General features: G+C 32.8%; 17 protein-coding genes. 16 read left to right on the forward strand and 1 reads right to left on the reverse strand.

Translation table 11 applies throughout. From position 1 onward, the window contains the following. Window positions 1-375: 375 nt before the first annotated feature. From adhE to FC55_RS07020, 13 genes are all read left to right on the forward strand, one after another. The gene (gene adhE, locus FC55_RS06960) at window positions 376-3,033 is read left to right on the forward strand and encodes a bifunctional acetaldehyde-CoA/alcohol dehydrogenase (RefSeq protein WP_003699427.1); all 2,658 of its coding nucleotides are present in this window, start codon (window positions 376-378) and stop codon (window positions 3,031-3,033) included. Between the two features lie 104 nt (window positions 3,034-3,137). Continuing rightward, complete coding sequence (locus FC55_RS06965) at window positions 3,138-4,034, forward strand: NAD(P)H-dependent flavin oxidoreductase (protein ID WP_003699428.1); 897 nt, start codon at window positions 3,138-3,140, stop codon at window positions 4,032-4,034. 100 nt (window positions 4,035-4,134) lie between these two features. Further along, a complete protein-coding gene (locus FC55_RS06970; protein WP_003699429.1) occupies window positions 4,135-4,983 on the forward strand; it encodes a phage minor capsid protein in 849 nt (282 codons plus the stop codon). Between the two features lie 3 nt (window positions 4,984-4,986). Continuing rightward, window positions 4,987-5,175 carry a hypothetical protein gene (locus tag FC55_RS06975; protein WP_003699431.1) on the forward strand — a complete coding sequence of 63 codons (189 nt, stop codon included), beginning with the start codon at window positions 4,987-4,989 and terminating at the stop codon, window positions 5,173-5,175. Window positions 5,176-5,276: 101 nt separating this feature from the next. Next, window positions 5,277-5,669 carry a phage scaffolding protein gene (locus FC55_RS06980; RefSeq protein ID WP_003699433.1) on the forward strand — a complete coding sequence of 131 codons (393 nt, stop codon included), beginning with the start codon at window positions 5,277-5,279 and terminating at the stop codon, window positions 5,667-5,669. 315 nt (window positions 5,670-5,984) lie between these two features. Next, window positions 5,985-6,929: a hypothetical protein gene (locus FC55_RS10120; protein ID WP_003699434.1), complete on the forward strand. Its 945-nt coding sequence runs from the start codon at window positions 5,985-5,987 to the stop codon at window positions 6,927-6,929. A gap of 301 nt (window positions 6,930-7,230) precedes the next feature. Then, on the forward strand, window positions 7,231-8,034 hold the full coding sequence (locus tag FC55_RS06990; RefSeq protein ID WP_003699437.1) for an SDR family oxidoreductase: 804 nt from the start codon (window positions 7,231-7,233) through the stop codon (window positions 8,032-8,034). A 15-nt stretch (window positions 8,035-8,049) separates the two neighbouring features. Next, a complete protein-coding gene (locus FC55_RS06995; RefSeq protein ID WP_003699439.1) occupies window positions 8,050-9,909 on the forward strand; it encodes a BglG family transcription antiterminator in 1,860 nt (619 codons plus the stop codon). Beyond that, the gene (locus tag FC55_RS07000; RefSeq protein ID WP_003699440.1) at window positions 9,910-10,407 is read left to right on the forward strand and encodes a transcriptional regulator GutM; all 498 of its coding nucleotides are present in this window, start codon (window positions 9,910-9,912) and stop codon (window positions 10,405-10,407) included. 11 nt (window positions 10,408-10,418) lie between these two features. Next, the gene (gene srlA, locus FC55_RS07005) at window positions 10,419-10,961 is read left to right on the forward strand and encodes a PTS glucitol/sorbitol transporter subunit IIC (protein ID WP_003699442.1); all 543 of its coding nucleotides are present in this window, start codon (window positions 10,419-10,421) and stop codon (window positions 10,959-10,961) included. A gap of 16 nt (window positions 10,962-10,977) precedes the next feature. After that, window positions 10,978-12,003 (forward strand): PTS glucitol/sorbitol transporter subunit IIB, encoded by a 1,026-nt coding sequence (gene srlE, locus FC55_RS07010; RefSeq protein ID WP_003699444.1) that lies wholly within the window; start codon window positions 10,978-10,980, stop codon window positions 12,001-12,003. Window positions 12,004-12,039: 36 nt separating this feature from the next. Then, window positions 12,040-12,420: a PTS glucitol/sorbitol transporter subunit IIA gene (locus FC55_RS07015; RefSeq protein ID WP_003699445.1), complete on the forward strand. Its 381-nt coding sequence runs from the start codon at window positions 12,040-12,042 to the stop codon at window positions 12,418-12,420. A gap of 66 nt (window positions 12,421-12,486) precedes the next feature. Then, window positions 12,487-13,167 carry a fructose-6-phosphate aldolase gene (locus FC55_RS07020; RefSeq protein ID WP_003699446.1) on the forward strand — a complete coding sequence of 227 codons (681 nt, stop codon included), beginning with the start codon at window positions 12,487-12,489 and terminating at the stop codon, window positions 13,165-13,167. A gap of 61 nt (window positions 13,168-13,228) precedes the next feature. Here FC55_RS07020 and FC55_RS07025 read toward each other — a convergent pair whose 3' ends face one another. Beyond that, window positions 13,229-14,224, reverse strand: a complete 996-nt coding sequence (locus FC55_RS07025; RefSeq protein ID WP_003699447.1) for a D-2-hydroxyacid dehydrogenase — start codon at window positions 14,222-14,224, stop codon at window positions 13,229-13,231. Window positions 14,225-14,430: 206 nt separating this feature from the next. On the opposite strand from FC55_RS07025, the gene FC55_RS07030 reads away from it, so the two are divergent. The 3 genes from FC55_RS07030 to FC55_RS07040 all read left to right on the forward strand — a co-directional run bounded on the left by FC55_RS07030 (window position 14,431) and on the right by FC55_RS07040 (window position 17,647). Continuing rightward, the gene (locus tag FC55_RS07030; protein ID WP_014573619.1) at window positions 14,431-15,480 is read left to right on the forward strand and encodes a PTS sugar transporter subunit IIC; all 1,050 of its coding nucleotides are present in this window, start codon (window positions 14,431-14,433) and stop codon (window positions 15,478-15,480) included. Window positions 15,481-15,672: 192 nt separating this feature from the next. Continuing rightward, window positions 15,673-16,239 carry a restriction endonuclease subunit S gene (locus tag FC55_RS07035; RefSeq protein ID WP_003699450.1) on the forward strand — a complete coding sequence of 189 codons (567 nt, stop codon included), beginning with the start codon at window positions 15,673-15,675 and terminating at the stop codon, window positions 16,237-16,239. Further along, the gene (locus tag FC55_RS07040; RefSeq protein ID WP_003699452.1) at window positions 16,232-17,647 is read left to right on the forward strand and encodes an N-6 DNA methylase; all 1,416 of its coding nucleotides are present in this window, start codon (window positions 16,232-16,234) and stop codon (window positions 17,645-17,647) included. The genes FC55_RS07035 and FC55_RS07040 overlap by 8 nt, the downstream gene beginning before the upstream one ends. Window positions 17,648-17,709 lie beyond the last annotated feature (62 nt).

Below are 17,709 nucleotides of genomic sequence, written 5' to 3' on the forward strand. Positions count from 1 at the left end.
AGAGGTTTGCGCCCGTTTTCTAATCAATATTAAGTTATTTTTTTGTTGATAAAATTCTCGGAATATATTGTAAAAGTGTACCATATGAGATATGATTAAATTATAATAGAAAACGTTTACAAAAAATATTTTTTAAGTTTTTTTTTACGCTTTATTTTGTATTTTTGATCGATTGATATAAGTGACTTATTTAACAAAATCTGAGAAAAAATAAAATTAAATTTAAAAATAGTATTGATTTATTGTAGATATGATGTTATTTTATAAGTGTAATATTTGTGAATTAATTCACGATAACACAATTATATTTATATCGTTTATTAATGGTTAAATATTAACTTATAGTTTATTTAGCTATAGTAGGAGGCTAAAGTAATGGTTAACAAGACAAACAACAAAGAAGAAGATGCTCGTGTATACACTGATGGTTTAGTAGAAAAAGCATTAAAAGCTGAACAAGAATATTCTACTTTCTCACAAGAACAAGTAGATAAGATTGTTGCAGCAGCTGCTTTGGCTGGCTCAGAGGCTGCTTTGATTTTAGCTCATGAAGCAGTAGATGAAACTGGACGTGGGGTTGTAGAAGATAAGGATACAAAGAACCGTTTCGCAACTGAAAATGTCTATAATACTATTAAGAATGATAAAACAGTTGGTGTAATTGAAGAAGATAAGATTAAAGGCGAAGTAAAAATTGCAGCTCCACTTGGTGTTTTAGCAGGTATTGTACCTACAACAAACCCAACATCAACAGCAATGTTTAAGTCATTATTAGCATTGAAGACTAGAAACGCAATTGTATTCGCTTTCCACCCACAAGCTCAAAAGAGTTCAGCACATGCTGCAAAGATCGTTTATGATGCAGCTGTAAAAGCTGGTGCTCCAAAGAACATTATTCAATGGATTGAAGAACCAAGTCTAGAAAAGACAACAGCTCTTATTCAAAATCCAAAGATTGCTTCTATTTTGGCTACTGGTGGTCCAGGAATGGTTAATGCAGCTTTGAAGTCTGGTAATCCATCAATGGGTGTAGGTGCTGGTAATGGTGCTATCTACGTTGATCATACAGCACACCTTGACAGAGCTGTTGAAGATTTACTTCTATCTAAGAGATTTGATAACGGTATGATTTGTGCTACTGAAAACTCTGCAGTTGTTGAAGCTCCTATCTATGATGAATGGCTAAAGAAGATGGAAGAAAAAGGAGCATACGTTGTTCCTAAGAAAGACTATAAGAAGATTGAAGATTTCGTATTCAATGATAGACATGGTGTAAATGGTCCAGTTGCTGGTAAGCCAGCTCGCTGGATTGCTGAACAAGCTGGTGTAGAACTTCCAGAAGGTAAAGATGTAATGTTATTTGAACTTTCTGCTAAGAACATCGGTGAAAAGTTATCATCTGAAAAACTTTCTCCATTATTGTCAGTATATAAAGCAAAAGATCGTGAAGATGGTATTAAGACCGTTGCTGCATTGTTAGATTATCAAGGTGCAGGCCATAACGCTGCTATCCAAATTGGTTCTCAATCCGATCCATTTGTAAAAGAATTTGGTGATAGAACTAAAGCAGCTCGTATCTTGGTAAATCAACCTGATTCCATTGGTGGTATTGGTGATATTTACACAGATGGCTTACGTGCAAGTTTGACACTTGGAACAGGATCATGGGGGAAGAATTCATTGTCACATAATTTATCAACATCAGACCTATTAAATGTTAAGACAGTTGCTAAGAGACGTAACAGACCTCAATGGGTTCGTTTACCAGAAAAGATCTACTACGAAAAGAATGCTATCAGCTATCTACAAGATGAAACTGAAGATATCAACCGTGCATTCATCGTAGCTGACCCAGGAATGGTTAAGTTTGGATTTGTAGACAAAGTTTACGATCAATTAGCAGCAAGAGAAAATGAAGTTAAGACAGCTCTTTATGGAACTGTAAGACCTGACCCAATGTTAGGACAAACAATTGAAATTGCTCAACAAATGGCACAATTCGAACCAGATACAGTTATTGCTATCGGTGGTGGTTCCGCATTGGATGCTACAAAGATTGCTCGTTACATCTATGAATACTCCTTAGATCAAGAACCAGGATTCTTAGATAGCTACGAAAAAGTTAGTGAAGTATTTAAAGAATTACAACAAAAATTCGTTGATATCCGTAAGAGAATTGTTAAGTTCCATCACGCTAAGAAGACAAGAATGTTTGCAATTCCAACAACATCTGGTACAGGTTCTGAAGTAACACCATATGCTGTTATTACAGATGACAATACACATGTTAAGTACCCATTAACAGACTACGAATTGACACCACAAGTATCAATCGTAGACCCAGAATTTGTTATGACTGTTCCTAAGAGAACTGTAGCATTATCTGGATTAGATAGTTTATCACATGCTCTTGAATCATATGTATCAGTTATGGCGTCTGACTTCACACGTCCATGGTCAATGCAAGCTATCAAGTTAGTATTTGAAAACTTGGAAGCTTCATACAACTACGATCCAAAACATCCTACATTGGAAGGGGAAAAGGCTCGTGAAAACATGCACTATGCTGCAACATTAGCTGGTATGGCATTTGCTAACGCATTCTTGGGTATTAACCACTCAATCGCTCACAAGACTGGTGGGGAATTTGGATTACCACATGGCTTGGCAATTTCCATTGCTATGCAACACGTAATTAAATTTAACGGTGCTTCTGGTCGTGTAAAACGTACACCATTCCCACGTTATGAAGTATATCGTGCTCAAAAAGACTATGCAGATATTGCTCGTGCATTAGGCTTGAAAGGTAACTCAGATGCTGAATTAGTAGATGCATTATGCAACAAGATTAACAATTTAATGAAGAAATTAGACGTTGAACCTAAGTTATCTGCAAATGGTGTAACTAAAGAACAATTTGAAAAAGCTCTTGATAAGATGGTTGATCGTGTTTACGATGATCAATGCACAACTGCAAATCCTCGTCAACCATACTTGGAAGAAATTCGTCAATTGTTGATCGATCAATTCTAATTATTTAGTAAATTGTAATTACCATTAATATCAATTGGGATATCTTATAACTATATGGTTGTAAGATATCCTTTTTATATTTTAAATAATTGAGGTGAGAAATCATGAATCGAATTACAGAAATGTTAGGAATTAAATATCCAATTATTCAAGGAGCGATGCAAGATGTAGCCAAAGCCAGATTGGTGGCAGCTGTTTCTAATGCTGGTGGGCTAGGTGTATTAGCTTCAGGTCAAGATACACCTGAACAGGTACGCGAAGAAATCCATAAAGTAAAAGAATTAACTGATAAGCCATTTGCTGTCAACTTGATGTTTTTAAATAAGAAAGTTCCAGAAATCGTTGATGTTGTCATTGAAGAAGGAGTAAAAATTGTAACAACTGGTGCTGGTACACCTAAATTGTACATGCCTAAACTAAAGGAAGCAGGAATAAAAGTAATGCCTGTAATTCCAAACGTAAAAATTGCTAAAAAGATGGAAGAGCTAGGTGTAGATGCTGTTATTGCTGAAGGTATGGAGAGTGGAGGTCATATTGGAACTATGACATCACAAACACTCTGGCCTCAAGTTGTTGACGCTGTAAAAATTCCGGTTATTGCAGCTGGGGGAATTGCTGATAATCGTGGAGTGAAAGCAGCGATGGCGATGGGAGCTGAAGGTGTACAATGTGGTACAATTTTCTCAATTTCTAAGGAAAGTCCCGTTGGTGGCAATTGGAAGAAAGTGATTATTGAATCAAAGGACACTTCTATTGGTGTAATTGGTACAAAAATGGGAGTAGCTAGCCGAACAGTTGTAAATAAGAAAGCTAAAGAGCTATATGGGTTAGAAGACAAAATGACTGATAAGTTAAAATTCAATCAATTATTAGATGAGGCATATCGGAAAGCTGTTTATCAAGATGATGTAGAAGATGGAATAATATTTGCTGGTTCAGTCGCTGGAATGATTCATGAGAGCAAGAGTGCTGCAGAAATTATTTCTGATTTAATGAGGTAGTAGGTAAGCTAAAAATAATATTGAAATTGAAGAATTGTTAAGGATAAATTTTGTCCTTAACAATTTTTTTATAGAGATTATTTGTTACAAGAATAGTTTAATGTCTAGCTACCCTAACAGCCGTGAAGCGTGTGCTTATATTCAAGGCAAGGTAGTCAATATAGTTCCAACTAATGATCCCAATTACAATGACAAGTACGATTCAATCTATAATCATGGTTACGGTGAACCTGCTGGAACATTAGGAATTAATTGCAGACACAAATTATTTCCATTTACTCCAGGCGTCAACGTGAATAACATGACCCAGTATAATCCTAAAGAAGCAATTAGGAATGGTAATTTACGTCAAAAACAACGCTACTATGAACGCTCAATCAGAGACGCTAAGAAACGCTTAAAAATTGCTGAAGAATTAGAAGACGAGCAAATGATAACTCGCACCAAAACACTAATTGCAGCACGTCAAAAGAAGTTAAGAGAGTACATCAAGGAAACTAATAAGCTGTACGGTAAAAATCATGATATTTTGATTAGGGATTATGATAGGGAGCAAATAACTTATAAAAAGAAAAATCTTGATCAAAGTAATAAAACAGAATCTCAAAAACATGTAGAAGCTAAAATAAAGAGTGGTCAATGGGGAACTAAAATTAATCCAGAAAAACAAGCGTCGCATATGGAATCTACAAAATTAGAAGGCAAGAGTTATTTATACGATAGCGAAGATCCACAAGAATTATTAGATAAGTATGCCGGTAAGGGACATATTAATAAAAATAAAAAAGGTCTTTGGGATAATGGAGAGGTTATTGAAATTGATCATATTGTAGGTGTAGATTATAATTCAGGTATGAAAACAAGATGGATTAAAATTCATCATTCAAAGAAACGTACACATATTGTTCTAATCAAGCCTAAAGATGGAGATGATAATAATGCTAGGTAAATTTTGGGGAAAAATGTTAGAATTATTGATGATGAAGGTGTTGAATGGAAAGGCTTTGTAAGAAGTGTTGAAACACCAGCAGATTCTGAAGATAATCAATGGTGGTTAGACGTAGTTAATGTGAATAAACCTGGTTTTGAGACGGGTCTTATCATCTCAGAAAGTGAAATAAAGAAAATAGAAGTTGTATAACATATCATCCGACCTGAGTAAGTCGTTAAACTGCTTTTTTTGTATGCAATCAATCAGCGTGGAGCGTTCCACGTAAAATAAAAACGATAGGAGAGATTGACATGAAACGTGAAGATTTGAAAAATTTAGGTTTGACTGATGAACAGATTGAAAAAGTGATGGCTGAACACGATAAAGATATAACTAATTTACAAGAAAAAGTAAGTAGTTTAACTAATGAACGTGATAAGCAATTAGATAGATTACAAAAATCATCCAAAGACGTTGATGATTTAAACGAGCAAATCAAACAATTACAATCTGACAATAAGAAAGCTAATGAAGAATGGCAAAATAAATTAGCTACTCAAACCAAGAATTTTAAAATCGAAACAGCATTACGTGAAGCAGATGAAGAAGAATTTGAAACATTGGTCGAAGTAATGTCCGCTAAGGTTAAAGAAGATAGACCAGTCTCATCAAGAGAAGCATTAAGATGCTTATGGGGAAAGTAAAATATGGTATAATAACCATATGAGAAAGTCCCGGAGGTGAGATATGAAGAAAATGTATAACTGGTTAAAAAAAGACGATCGTTTTTGGTAGATACTAATAATTACAGTAACACTAGCTATAATTATTGGCACGATGTTCTTCTGGGACTGGATGTGGAAGCATATTTATATTTGGATTTTTCTTTATATTAGCCTAAGTATAATAGGTAATGTGAGACCATATTGGCGAAGATAAGTAAACTATATTTTTAGATTATTAAAAGTCAACTGAAAAAGGTTGCTTTTTTATTTTGGAAGAAAGGAGGTTAAATTTAAGTGAAAGTTCAAAATGAGATGACGATAAAGATTACTGTGGATACAGTCCAGGCTGCTGAGAGTGTTTCGGCATTCAGAAACGGTATTACAGTCTTAACTAACTCATGGAAAGCCAACGAAATGGCATATCGAACAGCTGGCGATAGTTTGAATGCTTTAAAGTCAAGATATGAAGGTATTGGTAATGTTATTGAACTTCAGAAACAAAAAATTGACGAGTTGAAAAATAGACAAGAAGGACTTGATAGAACTAATAAAGATCAAGCTAATACTTGGTTAAAGTTAGAGAAAGATATTCAAAATGCTACACGTCAATTAGCTAGTTATGAAGCACAACAAAAAGGGCTTGAAGATTCGCTAAAGAACTTGAATAAGCAGTATGAGAAACAAAAGAAAGAATTAGATGAATTAGTTGATAAAACTAATGAAACTACCGAAAAAACTATTAAAGCTAGTGAAGCCTACAAGAAACAGCAAATTAGATTAAATGAAACTGCCACAGCAATTGCTAAAGCTAAATCAGAAACTAAAAAACTCCAAGATGAAATGGATAAATTAAATCCTAGAGGAATACAGAGAATAGTGTCATTTAATAATAAGTTGAGTGAGAAAATAAAATCTAGTAGAAAAAAGTTAATTGATTATACAGTTAAATTCTCTACTGTTTTATCAGGAGTAACGCCTATTATCAAAGGTATAGGAGCTGCTGCAGTTGACGGAGTTCAAAAAGCTAGTGATTTACAAAATGCTTATGTTAAGACTTTTAATTTGCTAACTACTGGTGGCGAAAAGGCTGCAGAGGCTACTAAAAATGTAGCTAAAATGCAGGCAGAAGGCAAAGAAATGTCTGTACAGTATGGTGTCAGTCAACAAAAGATTGCTGACGGTGGTTATTCATCTTCACAAGCACTCGGTTCAATGAAAACAATGCTACAGCCAGTGTAGCGTCAAGTGAAGATTTTAATGACGTTGTACATAATTCTACTGCGGCATTAGAAGTTTTTGGAGAAAGTAGATATAACAAAGAAGATGGCGACAAATACTAAATATATTAATGAAGTATTTCATTTAAATAAATTCATACACAGTATTGATTTGAATTTATATTATCTATATAATTTTATTTAAATATTTAATTCGTGCAATATTTTTCTCAGATTTTAGAAATTCTTTGTATTAATTGTTGTAACCGTTAACACTAAAATAAGAATTGTAATAAAGATATAAAGTTATTGGAGGAATTCTTATGAGCGAGAACTGGTTGAACTTAAATGAAAAGGTGTACATTGTAACAGGTGGTTCTTCTGGTATTGGGGAAGCAATTGTAAAAGAATTATTAAATGACGGCGCATATGTATATGATGCAGATTTGCAACCAGCTAAGGAAGAACATGATCATTTAACATTTGTAGAGACAGATGTAACAAATAAAGAACAAGTTGATGCATTAGTTGCTAGAGTTGTTGAAGAACATGGACATATTGATGGGGTTGTAAATAATGCAGGTATTAACTTGCCTAGGTTATTAGTAGATGCTAAGGAAAGTAATAGTAAATATGAATTAACTGAAAATGATTTTGACAAGATGTTCAATGTCAATGTAAAGAGTGTATTTTTAATGTCACAAGCTGTTGCTCGTCAATTAGTAAAACAAAAATCAGGTGTAATTGTTAATATGGCTTCTGAAGCTGGTTTGGAAGGTTCACAAGGACAAAGCATCTATTCAGGAACTAAAGCAGCGATTGTAGGTTTAACACGTTCATGGGCAAAAGAATTAGGTGAATTCAATGTTCGTGTAGTAGGTGTAGCTCCTGGAATTATGGAAGCAACAGGTTTAAGAACACTAGCTTATGAAGAAGCTTTAGCATATACAAGACACAAAACGGTTGAAGATGTCCGTGCAGGATACAAGAGTAAGAGTACTACACCACTAGGAAGAAGTGGTAAATTATCAGAAGTTGCTGATTTAGTTGCCTACTACTTATCAGACAGATCAAGTTATATAACAGGTGTTACAACAAACGTTGCCGGAGGAAAATCTCGCGGATAGAAAGTGGGATAGGTTATGAATGTATTAAACTATCAATTGTTTAAGATTCTTACGACAAATGATTCGATTACAGTAGATAGGTTAGTTAGTGAGTTACAGGTATCTAAAAAAACTTTACAAAAGTATATAACGAGTTTGAATGAAGAATTAGGCGAAATAGCTGAGATTCAAGAAAAAAATCAAAAATATTATTTGAAAGTCGAAGATTATGCTAGATTAGCTAAATTTCAGACACATTATTTAAAGACAACTTTGGATTTCAATAATCCTTTAAAACGTCAAGCGTACATATTATTGATGCTGATTAAATCTAAAGGATATATGTTACTTGATGATTTATCTGAATATTTGATGGTAAGTAAAGGTACAATCAATCGTGATATTAAAGAAATAAAACTTCTATTAAAAGATTACGATACTACTATTCGATCGGTAAGTAACAACGGGGTAATGTTAGAAAGTAAGGCAGATTGTCAAATTGCTTTCATTCTACGTAACTTTGTTTGTGACTACTATGATTTGGGTGAGAAACTAGCAATTGAAGAAAAGCAGGAAATAACCAAATTAGTTAGAAAGTACGATAAAAGTAAAACAGTACGTAATTTAATAATAAGACATTTGAAAATACTTAACTTCTTACATGAGCATGGTAGAAAAATTTCAACGACGCCAGATTGTTATTATGAATTGACTAGTTCTGAAGTAAATGACGAAATTCTATCTATATTAAAGAAGTATTTACATTCAAAGGAAATAACAGAAGCAGAAAAAAGCTTCCTATTAATACCACTGAATATCAATTATAGTAATAGAAATACTGAACGAATAAATAAACGCTTGATGTGGATAGATGAATTATTTGCAGAAATTTTTAGTCAAGTTAAGGAAAATATCAGTCTAGATATTGATTACAATCGAGTCTTTGAACAGATAAAATATCATTCAATTTTCATGATAAATAGAAGTGCCACATATATGAGAAATGATGATCTATTTAGTCGAGAAATTGTTGAAAAATATCCAGTGGCAGTAGATTTAGCTATTATGACAGTTAATTTATTAGAAAGTAAACTGCATATTAAGATTTCAGATAAAGAATTGGGTTATTTAGCACTGTATTATCAAATGGAAATAGAAGATGAAAAAAGAGGGAATCCTCAATATCATAAAGTTGCGATTGTTGGTGAAGTAAGTAAAAGTATTCAAAATTTGATTATTAGTAGGTTAAATGAAACTTTTCAAGGAACAACTGAAGCGGATATTTTCAAGAGTAGTGAAAGTTTCAAGAAATCATCTGAACGTTACTTGATTGTATTTTCAACTTTACCACTTGAAAGTAAAGATGTTACAACTCCAATTGTTAGAATTCAGAGTATCTTTAAGAATGACGAATTAGTTAGCAAAGTAACTCTATCGCAAGTTATGGCGGGAATTAGTAGCCAACAAGTAAAATTTAGAATTCAAAGATTTGAAGAAAGAATTTCCTATTTGAAAGCTGTTGAGAATTTAATTGATACAGAAATTTCAACAGGTGAATTATTACCAGGATTTAAGCTAGATTGGAAGAAAAGAGAAGAAAAAATGAGTAATGTCTTCCAAAATGGGATTGCAATTCCGCATATGGTTGATAAATCTAATCATTCTAGAATATTATTGACGGTTGGCATCTTATCAAAAGCTGTAAAATATCAAGGAAAAGAAGTAAGAATCATTTTCTTAATAGGTATACCGCAAAATCTAAACTCTAAATTGAGTAAGATTCTGTCTCACGTATACGACTTAATCTTTATGATTTCAGGATATGATGAAATTTATAATAATTTGTTGGAATATGACATGGATTTACCATTAACGCAGATAACGGAGGGAATATAGATGATTATTTTAATAGGATTGATTGTTGTAGGGGCGTTTCTCTTACAAGGATTGTTTGGAATCTTTCAAATTAAAAATTTTTCCAGAAATTATCGTGAACTAAGATTACTAGGACCTTATCGCATTCTGATTGGTAAAAATCCTAAACGTTTCTTTTCAGGTTCATTGATGTTGATAGCGATAGATAATGATGGAAATATAAAAGAAGCCCGTTTAATGCAGGGGGTTACAGTGTTTGCTAAATTTAGAACATTGAAGAAACTCGAAGGCAAAAATATCGCGGTTTTAGCCGCAGATTATCAAGAGTTAAAGAGAATGAATAAATTGACTAGACAATGTTTATTGAATGCTTACAAAACTTTTGTTGATTTTAAGACACAAAAATTGTCAGCAAGTGCTTACGATACAAGTGTAAATGTGTTCAACATGCCATTATTTACGAAGATTGGTTTAATGGCAAACAATTTGAAGGCAAATATGTCAAAGAAATTTAATTAGGAGATGATCTCATGGATATAGTTGTAAATCTTGCATCAGGTTTTATGAACCTCTTTGAAACAGGTGGAAAAACATTCATTGGTTGGATGAAGACAATCGTACCAGTTGTATTGCTATTATTGGTTTTAATGAATACAATTATTGCATTCTTAGGTGAAGAAAAGATGGATAAGATTGCTAGAGGAGCATCTAAGAACATCTTTACACGTTATCTAATTTTGCCATTCTTATCAGCATTTATGTTAGGTAATCCAATGTCCTTTACAATGGCTCGTTTCTTACCTGAATACTACAAGCCAAGTTACTACGCTGCACAAGCTCAATTCTGTCATACAAGTAATGGGGTATTCCCTCACATCAATCCAGGTGAATTGTTTGTATGGATGGGTATCGCACAAGGTGTACAAAAATTAGGTTTGAATAGTATGGACTTAGCTATTAGATACTTATTAGTAGGTTTGGTTATGAACTTCATTGGTGGTTGGGTAACTGACTTTACAACTGCTTATGTATGTCGCACAACTGGAATTAAGTTATCTAAGACAGTGGATTAATTGGAGGTAATGAACTATGAGTAAATGGAACAGTATTAAAATCGTAAAAGGCTCAGGTGGTTGGGGTGGTCCAATCGTTGTAACACCAACAGAAGAAAAACATAAAGTAGTTTATGTAACAGGTGGTAACAGACCAGATATTGTTGATACAATTGTTGAATTAACAGGTATGGAAGCTATTGATGGGTTTAAGACAGCAATTCCTGATGAAGAAATCGCATTAGCAATTGTTGACTGTGGTGGTACTTTACGTTGTGGTATTTACCCAAGTAAAAATATTTTGACAGTAAATGTTCTTCCAACAGGTAAGAGTGGTCCGTTAGCTAAATACATTACTCCAGAATTATATGTATCTGCTGTAACTCCAAAACAAATTTCATTAGTAAATGCTGAAGATGCAGAAGCAATTGTTAAACAACAAAATGAAAAGGCTACCAAAGAAGAAACTGCAGCTGATAAAGAAGATGGAATAGATACTTCTAAAACATTGACACAACAAGGTCATGGTGGTGGATTTATCGCTAAGATTGGTATTGGTGTAGGTAAAGTTGTTGCTACATTTAACCAAGCTGCTAAGGAATCAGTACAAACAGTTTTGAATACAATTATTCCATTTATGGCATTCGTTGCTTTGCTAATCGGTATTATCATGGGTTCCGGTATTGGTAACTGGTTTGCTAAAATCATGGTACCTCTTGCAGGTAACGTTTGGGGATTGATGATTTTAGGTTTCATTTGTTCATTGCCATTCTTATCACCATTACTTGGACCAGGTGCTGTAATTGCCCAAGTTATCGGTACTCTAATTGGTGTTGAAATTGGTAAAGGTCATATTCCTCCACAATATGCATTACCAGCATTGTTCGCTATCAATACTCAAAATGCTTGTGACTTCATTCCTGTTGGTTTAGGTCTTGAAGAAGCTAAGCCAGAAACAGTTGAAGTTGGGGTTACATCTGTATTGTACTCACGTTTCTTAAACGGTTTACCTCGAGTATTTGTAGCATGGTTAGCTAGTTTCGGATTATATTCAGGAAAATAAAAGTAAAAATGAATTGATGATGAGGTGTGATTTGTTATGTTCTTACAAAAGAAAAAGACTAAACTTTACGAAACAGAAGTTATAGAAATTGGTGAAGAAGCTAAGAATTTCAAGGAAATTAAAATGGTTATCTTATTTGGTGAAGGTGCTCCAGATGCGCTTAGACCATCTTGCTACATCATTAAAGTAAATGAATTATCTGGCGAAATAAAGGCAGGCATGACTTTACAAATTGACGATGAAAAATATAAAATAACAGCAGTAGGTAACGAAGTTCAAACTAACTTGAAGAACTTAGGTCATATAGCTATTAATTTCACAGGAGATAAAACTGCTACATTACCAGGATCAATGTACGTAGAAGAAAAGGAATATCCTGAAATTAATGAAGGTACAAAAATTGCTATTATAAAATAAATTAGGGAAGCATAGGGAGCGTTGAGGTTTCTCTATGCTTTTCTAGCATGAAAGGACAAAATAGATATGGAATTTTTATTAGATACAGTTGATTTGAAAAAGATTAAATATTACTGTGATAAATTAAATGTTAAAGGAGTAACTTCTAATCCAACGATTCTAAAAAAAGATGGAGTAGGCGATAATTTATTCGCACATCTAAAAAAAATAAAGGAAATTATTGGAGATGAAAGAGAACTCCACGTACAAGTTGTAGCACCTTCTGTATCTGGAATGATAGATGAAGCTCACAAAATTGTAGATGAAGTAGGCAAGGATGTATATATTAAAGTTCCAACTACTTTAAATGGGTTAGAAGTCATGAAAAAACTAAAGGCTGAAGGAATTAGAGTAACAGCAACTGCAATTTATACGGAATTTCAAGGTTATCAAGCAATTAATGTTGGTGTTGACTACTTGGCTCCTTACTATAATAGAATGTTAAATCAAAATATTGATTCAGCTGAGGTTATTAGAAATCTAGCTAAAAGAATTAACTTAGATAATAGTAATACTAAAATTTTAGCTGCAAGTTTCCATAATGTAGCACAAGTAAATGAAGCATTAAGCAATGGTGCTCAAGCTGTAACAGTTGGTCCTGATATTGTGGCATCTGCTTTTAAGATGCCATCTATTTCTCAAGCTGTGGCAGATTTTAGAAATGACTGGGAAAGTCTATATGGTGATAAAAATATAAATAACTTATAGTAAGTATAACAAAAAAGCCTCTAAGATGGATTCTCAGAGGTTTTTATTAAGAATAAACTAATTAGTTTACACGTGTTGAAGCATCGCCAGTTTCCAATACTTCCAAAGTAGCATTTAAACCACCTTCAACTAAGTTTCTAACAGCTTCATCAGTGTAGTATGCTATGTGTGGTGAGTAGATAATCTTATCAGATTCAAGTACTTTCTTGAATGTTTTGTCTTCAATATCCTTTCCAGTTAGGTCAATAGGAACTAATGGACCTTCGTGTTCATAAACGTCAAGACCAGCTCCAGCTAAAAGGCCATCGTCTAAAGCTTTCAATAAATCTTCTGTATCAATTAAAGCACCACGAGCCATGTTAACTAATACAGCGTCAGATTTGAATTTCTTGAACATTTCGTAGTTAAACATGTGATGGTTTTCCTTGAAAGCAGGCATATGTAAGGAAATAATGTCTGCATCGCGGATAGCATCTTCTACGGAATCACGATATTCCAAGATACCGTCTAATTTGTCACTAGGATATAAATCATATCCGACAACTTTAGCACCAAAACCATGGAAGATTTTAGCTACATGGTAACCAATACGGCCAGTTCCGATAACAGCAACTGTCATGTCGCCGATAACACGACCTCTGATTTCAGGTTCCCATGAGAAATTATGTTCCTTAACACGTTTTTCAATTAATGGGAATTTACGTACTAAGTTCAATGCTGTAGTTACAGTGTATTCAGCAATTGATTCTGGGGAGTAGCTAGGCACGTTAGTAATAATAATGCCATTTTCTTTAGCAGCATCTAAATTGTACATATCATAACCAGCACTACGTTGTGCGATTTGTTTGATACCAAATTCTTTTAATTTAGGATATAAATCATCAGTAACTTCCGCTACTTGCATTAAAGTTAGACCGTCAAAACCCTTAACTTCATCAATAGTATCGGATGTAAGGATGTCACTAGTCATATCAATTTTAACGTTGTGTTCTTTTGCCCAGTTTTCAGCCATTGGACGTTCTTCATCACGAACACCAAACATTTTGATTGAAACCATTAAAAATTCCTCCTCATATAAATGATAACCTTTACAATATATATTATATCATCATTATAACAGAATACTTAAATATAAGTGTTAAATTTAATTAATTTTTTACGTTTTTTTCTAATAAAAGAAAGAAACTAAAGAAAAATATATTTACATTGCTCACAATATCACTTATAATAGTGTGTATATTTTACATAAAGAAGGTGACGAATTTGGAAACAACAAAGATTACACCCAAAGTTTTCATTGATCGTGTTTTAGGTGGTACTGCCATCGGGATTATAGTTGGTTTAATTCCTAATGCTGTTCTTGCCGCTATCCTCAAGATGTTCGGCACTAATCCTTTTGCCGTACATTTAGGACAAGCAGCAATTATTTTCCAATTAGGAACACCTTTAATTATTGGTACATTGATTGCTCAAAAGTTTGGCTTTGATGGCATGAAGATGACCGTAGTTGGTGGAGCCGCATTTGTAGGTTCTGGCGTAATTAAATACTTCCCAGCGTTGAATAAAACAGGTGCCTATGTAGGTGCTGGAACAGGGGATATTATTAATACCATGTTAACAGCATCGATTGCAGTTGGATTAATTCTGTTGATAGGCGATAAATTTGGATCAGTAGCGATCGTTCTAACACCAATTGTAGTAGGAACCGGTGCTGGATTAATTGGGTTCTATATGTATCCATATGTTACAGCGATAACTTCTGCAATTGGTAATGTGATTAACACATTTACAGAATTACAACCAGTTTTAATGTGTATTTTAATTGCCTGCTCTTTTGCAGTGTTAATTATCTCTCCAATTTCAACAGTAGCGATTGCGATGGCTATCCAAGTTAACGGTTTAGCTGCTGGTGCTGCTGCAATGGGAGTTGCTGCAACAACACTTGTACTTGTAGTAAACTCATGGAAAGTTAACAAGCCAGGGGTAACAATCGCGATTGCCTTAGGTGCGATGAAGATGATGATGCCTAACTTATTTAGACGTCCAATTATCTTAGTACCATGTTTCTTTACAGCAATAATTTCTGCAGTTCCTGTAGCTTTGATGTCAATTTCAGGTTCTCCTGCTTCCGGTGGTTTTGGTTTAGTAGGTTTAGTAGGACCATTGGCATCAATTGAAAAAGGCTTAGGTGTTGTCGCAGCATTGCTAGCATGGTTAGTTATCCCAGTTATTGCGTCACTTGTCGGTCAATTCTTATTTGAAAAAGTATTTAAGTTATATGACCGCAAAGATGTTTTTGAATTTTTAGGTTAGAAAATATTAGAATTGAATAATTGATGAAGACACTAGAGAAATCTGGTGTCTTTTTTATTTTTGATAATCACCTGTTTTTATAGTAATTAAAAAAAATTACAAAAAAAGTGTTGTAAATAATATCGCACGGTGATATTATAAATTTGTAAGTTGATATGTAATTAAAAAAAATTACTAAAAGGAGTGAAGAATATGAAATTAAAAGAACTGATAAAAATTGAAAGTGGAGTGAATACCGTTCGCTTAAAAGATAATGAGTATGAACTATATACACTTGAAGATGTGAATTATGACTTAGGTCATGGAGAGGATTATAAGCATGAAGTGAGTTATAGAAAAAATATTGTAGCAAGAGGAGACATTGTAACCAATACAGTAGGAAATATGACTAGTATTGTACATACTAAAAATTCTGGTAAATTGCTTAATCAAATTTTTATGAAGTTAAGTATTAATAATAAAGAAATATTAGATCCATGGTATTTATGCTACTTATTAAATGAATCGGAATATATCAAATATCAAGAAGCAAGTATTATGGGTGGATCAGTCATTAAAAAGCTGACTAAAGTAAATCTTGAAAATTTAGAGGTTAATTTACCAACTATTGATGAACAAAGAAAAATAGGTGAAGCGTATAAAGAGACTTTAAGAAAATATACTTTAATAACTGAGAAAGCAGAATTAGAAAAGAATTTGTATTTACAAATGTTAGGGGAAAAAGATCTTAATAATAGGAGTGTAGTTGAAAATGGATAAAGAATTGGAAAAGAGATTATCAGTTAATAATTTTGAAATAAGTAACGAAGAATATATGATTAAAATAGCTTTCTATCTAGAAATTTCTAAAAAGGCATTAAGAGCTTTTGATTCTACGGAAGATATTTTAGAAACTCAAAAACAATATGAAATGAGCGATGGTACAGTTGGAAATACACAATTAGTGATTGATCCTAAAGATACATACTATCATCATTATCTATTATATAAGGATAGAAAATTTAAGTATGAAGATCTTATAAAATCACTTTATAAAATAGAAAAGAAAAATCCTGTTTTAAAAAATATGTTTAAAGATATTAAAGGAAGCAATATGGCAGGACGTGTAGCTGATTTGATATTCGCTATGATGTATCTGAAAAAGGAACCGAGTTTTGAAGAACTATTAGACTGGATTGCAAGAAGTTCTGGATCAAGATCTGAATTTAGTATTACACCATTAAGTATCAATAAATTAATGGTAAAACTAGTTGGTTCTTTTAAAGAAAATATTACAGTATATGATCCAGCTGTAGGAACAGCAAATTTATTATTAAATGTAGATAGTGAAAATTTCGAAAAGAATAAATATTATGGACAAGATATTAATAAATTTGTGTTAGAAATTGCTAAAATGAATGCTATCTTACAAGATATAAATAGTAAGAACATTGAATTGAAATTAGGGGATTCATTAAATAGTAATTGGAATTTTGGCAAGGCTGATGTCGTAGTAGCTGATATGCCATTAGCGATGAGTTGGAGACCAAGTAAAGACTTAGAACAAGATAATCGCTATAAAAATTATGGAAAACTCCCTAATAAAAATGAATGGCCATTTATTCTAGAAGGTTTAGATAAATTATCAGCTGATGGTACGATGATAGCACTATCAGCTCAAGGAATTTTATTTAGAGCTGCTAAAGAATATAAGGTTAGACGAAAACTTTTAGAAGATGGAATGATAAAAGCAGTTATCCTATTACCAGAAAAACTTTATTATGGAACAAGCGTAGCAACCTGTTTATTAGTACTTAAAAAGTCATCTAAAGACAGAGATGTATTCTTCATTAATGCAAGTAAGGAATATCAGAAAGTAAAATCAAATAACGTTTTAACAGATGATAATATTGGAAAGATTGTAGATGTATTTAACAATCAAAAAGAAATAAAGAATTTCTCTCGTAAAATATCTTTTGAAGAAATACAAAAAAATGATTTTAATTTAATAATGGCTCGCTATATTAATCAATATCAATTTCAAGAAAAGCTAAATCAACAAAAAGAATTTGAAAATTTGACAAAGATTGATAATAAGATAGGCAATGTTGATGAGAAACTAAATAAAATAATGAGGGAACTAGTAACTGACGATAAATTAAAGGAAATAGAAAAATTAATTAAGTAAAAGTCAATTTTTGAATATTAGACACAGGAGAAATTATAAAATTTATGCAAATAAAGCGATAT

The sequence above is a fragment of the Ligilactobacillus salivarius DSM 20555 = ATCC 11741 genome (assembly GCF_001435955.1).
In the GTDB taxonomy this organism is placed as follows: Bacteria; Bacillota; Bacilli; order Lactobacillales; family Lactobacillaceae; genus Ligilactobacillus; species Ligilactobacillus salivarius.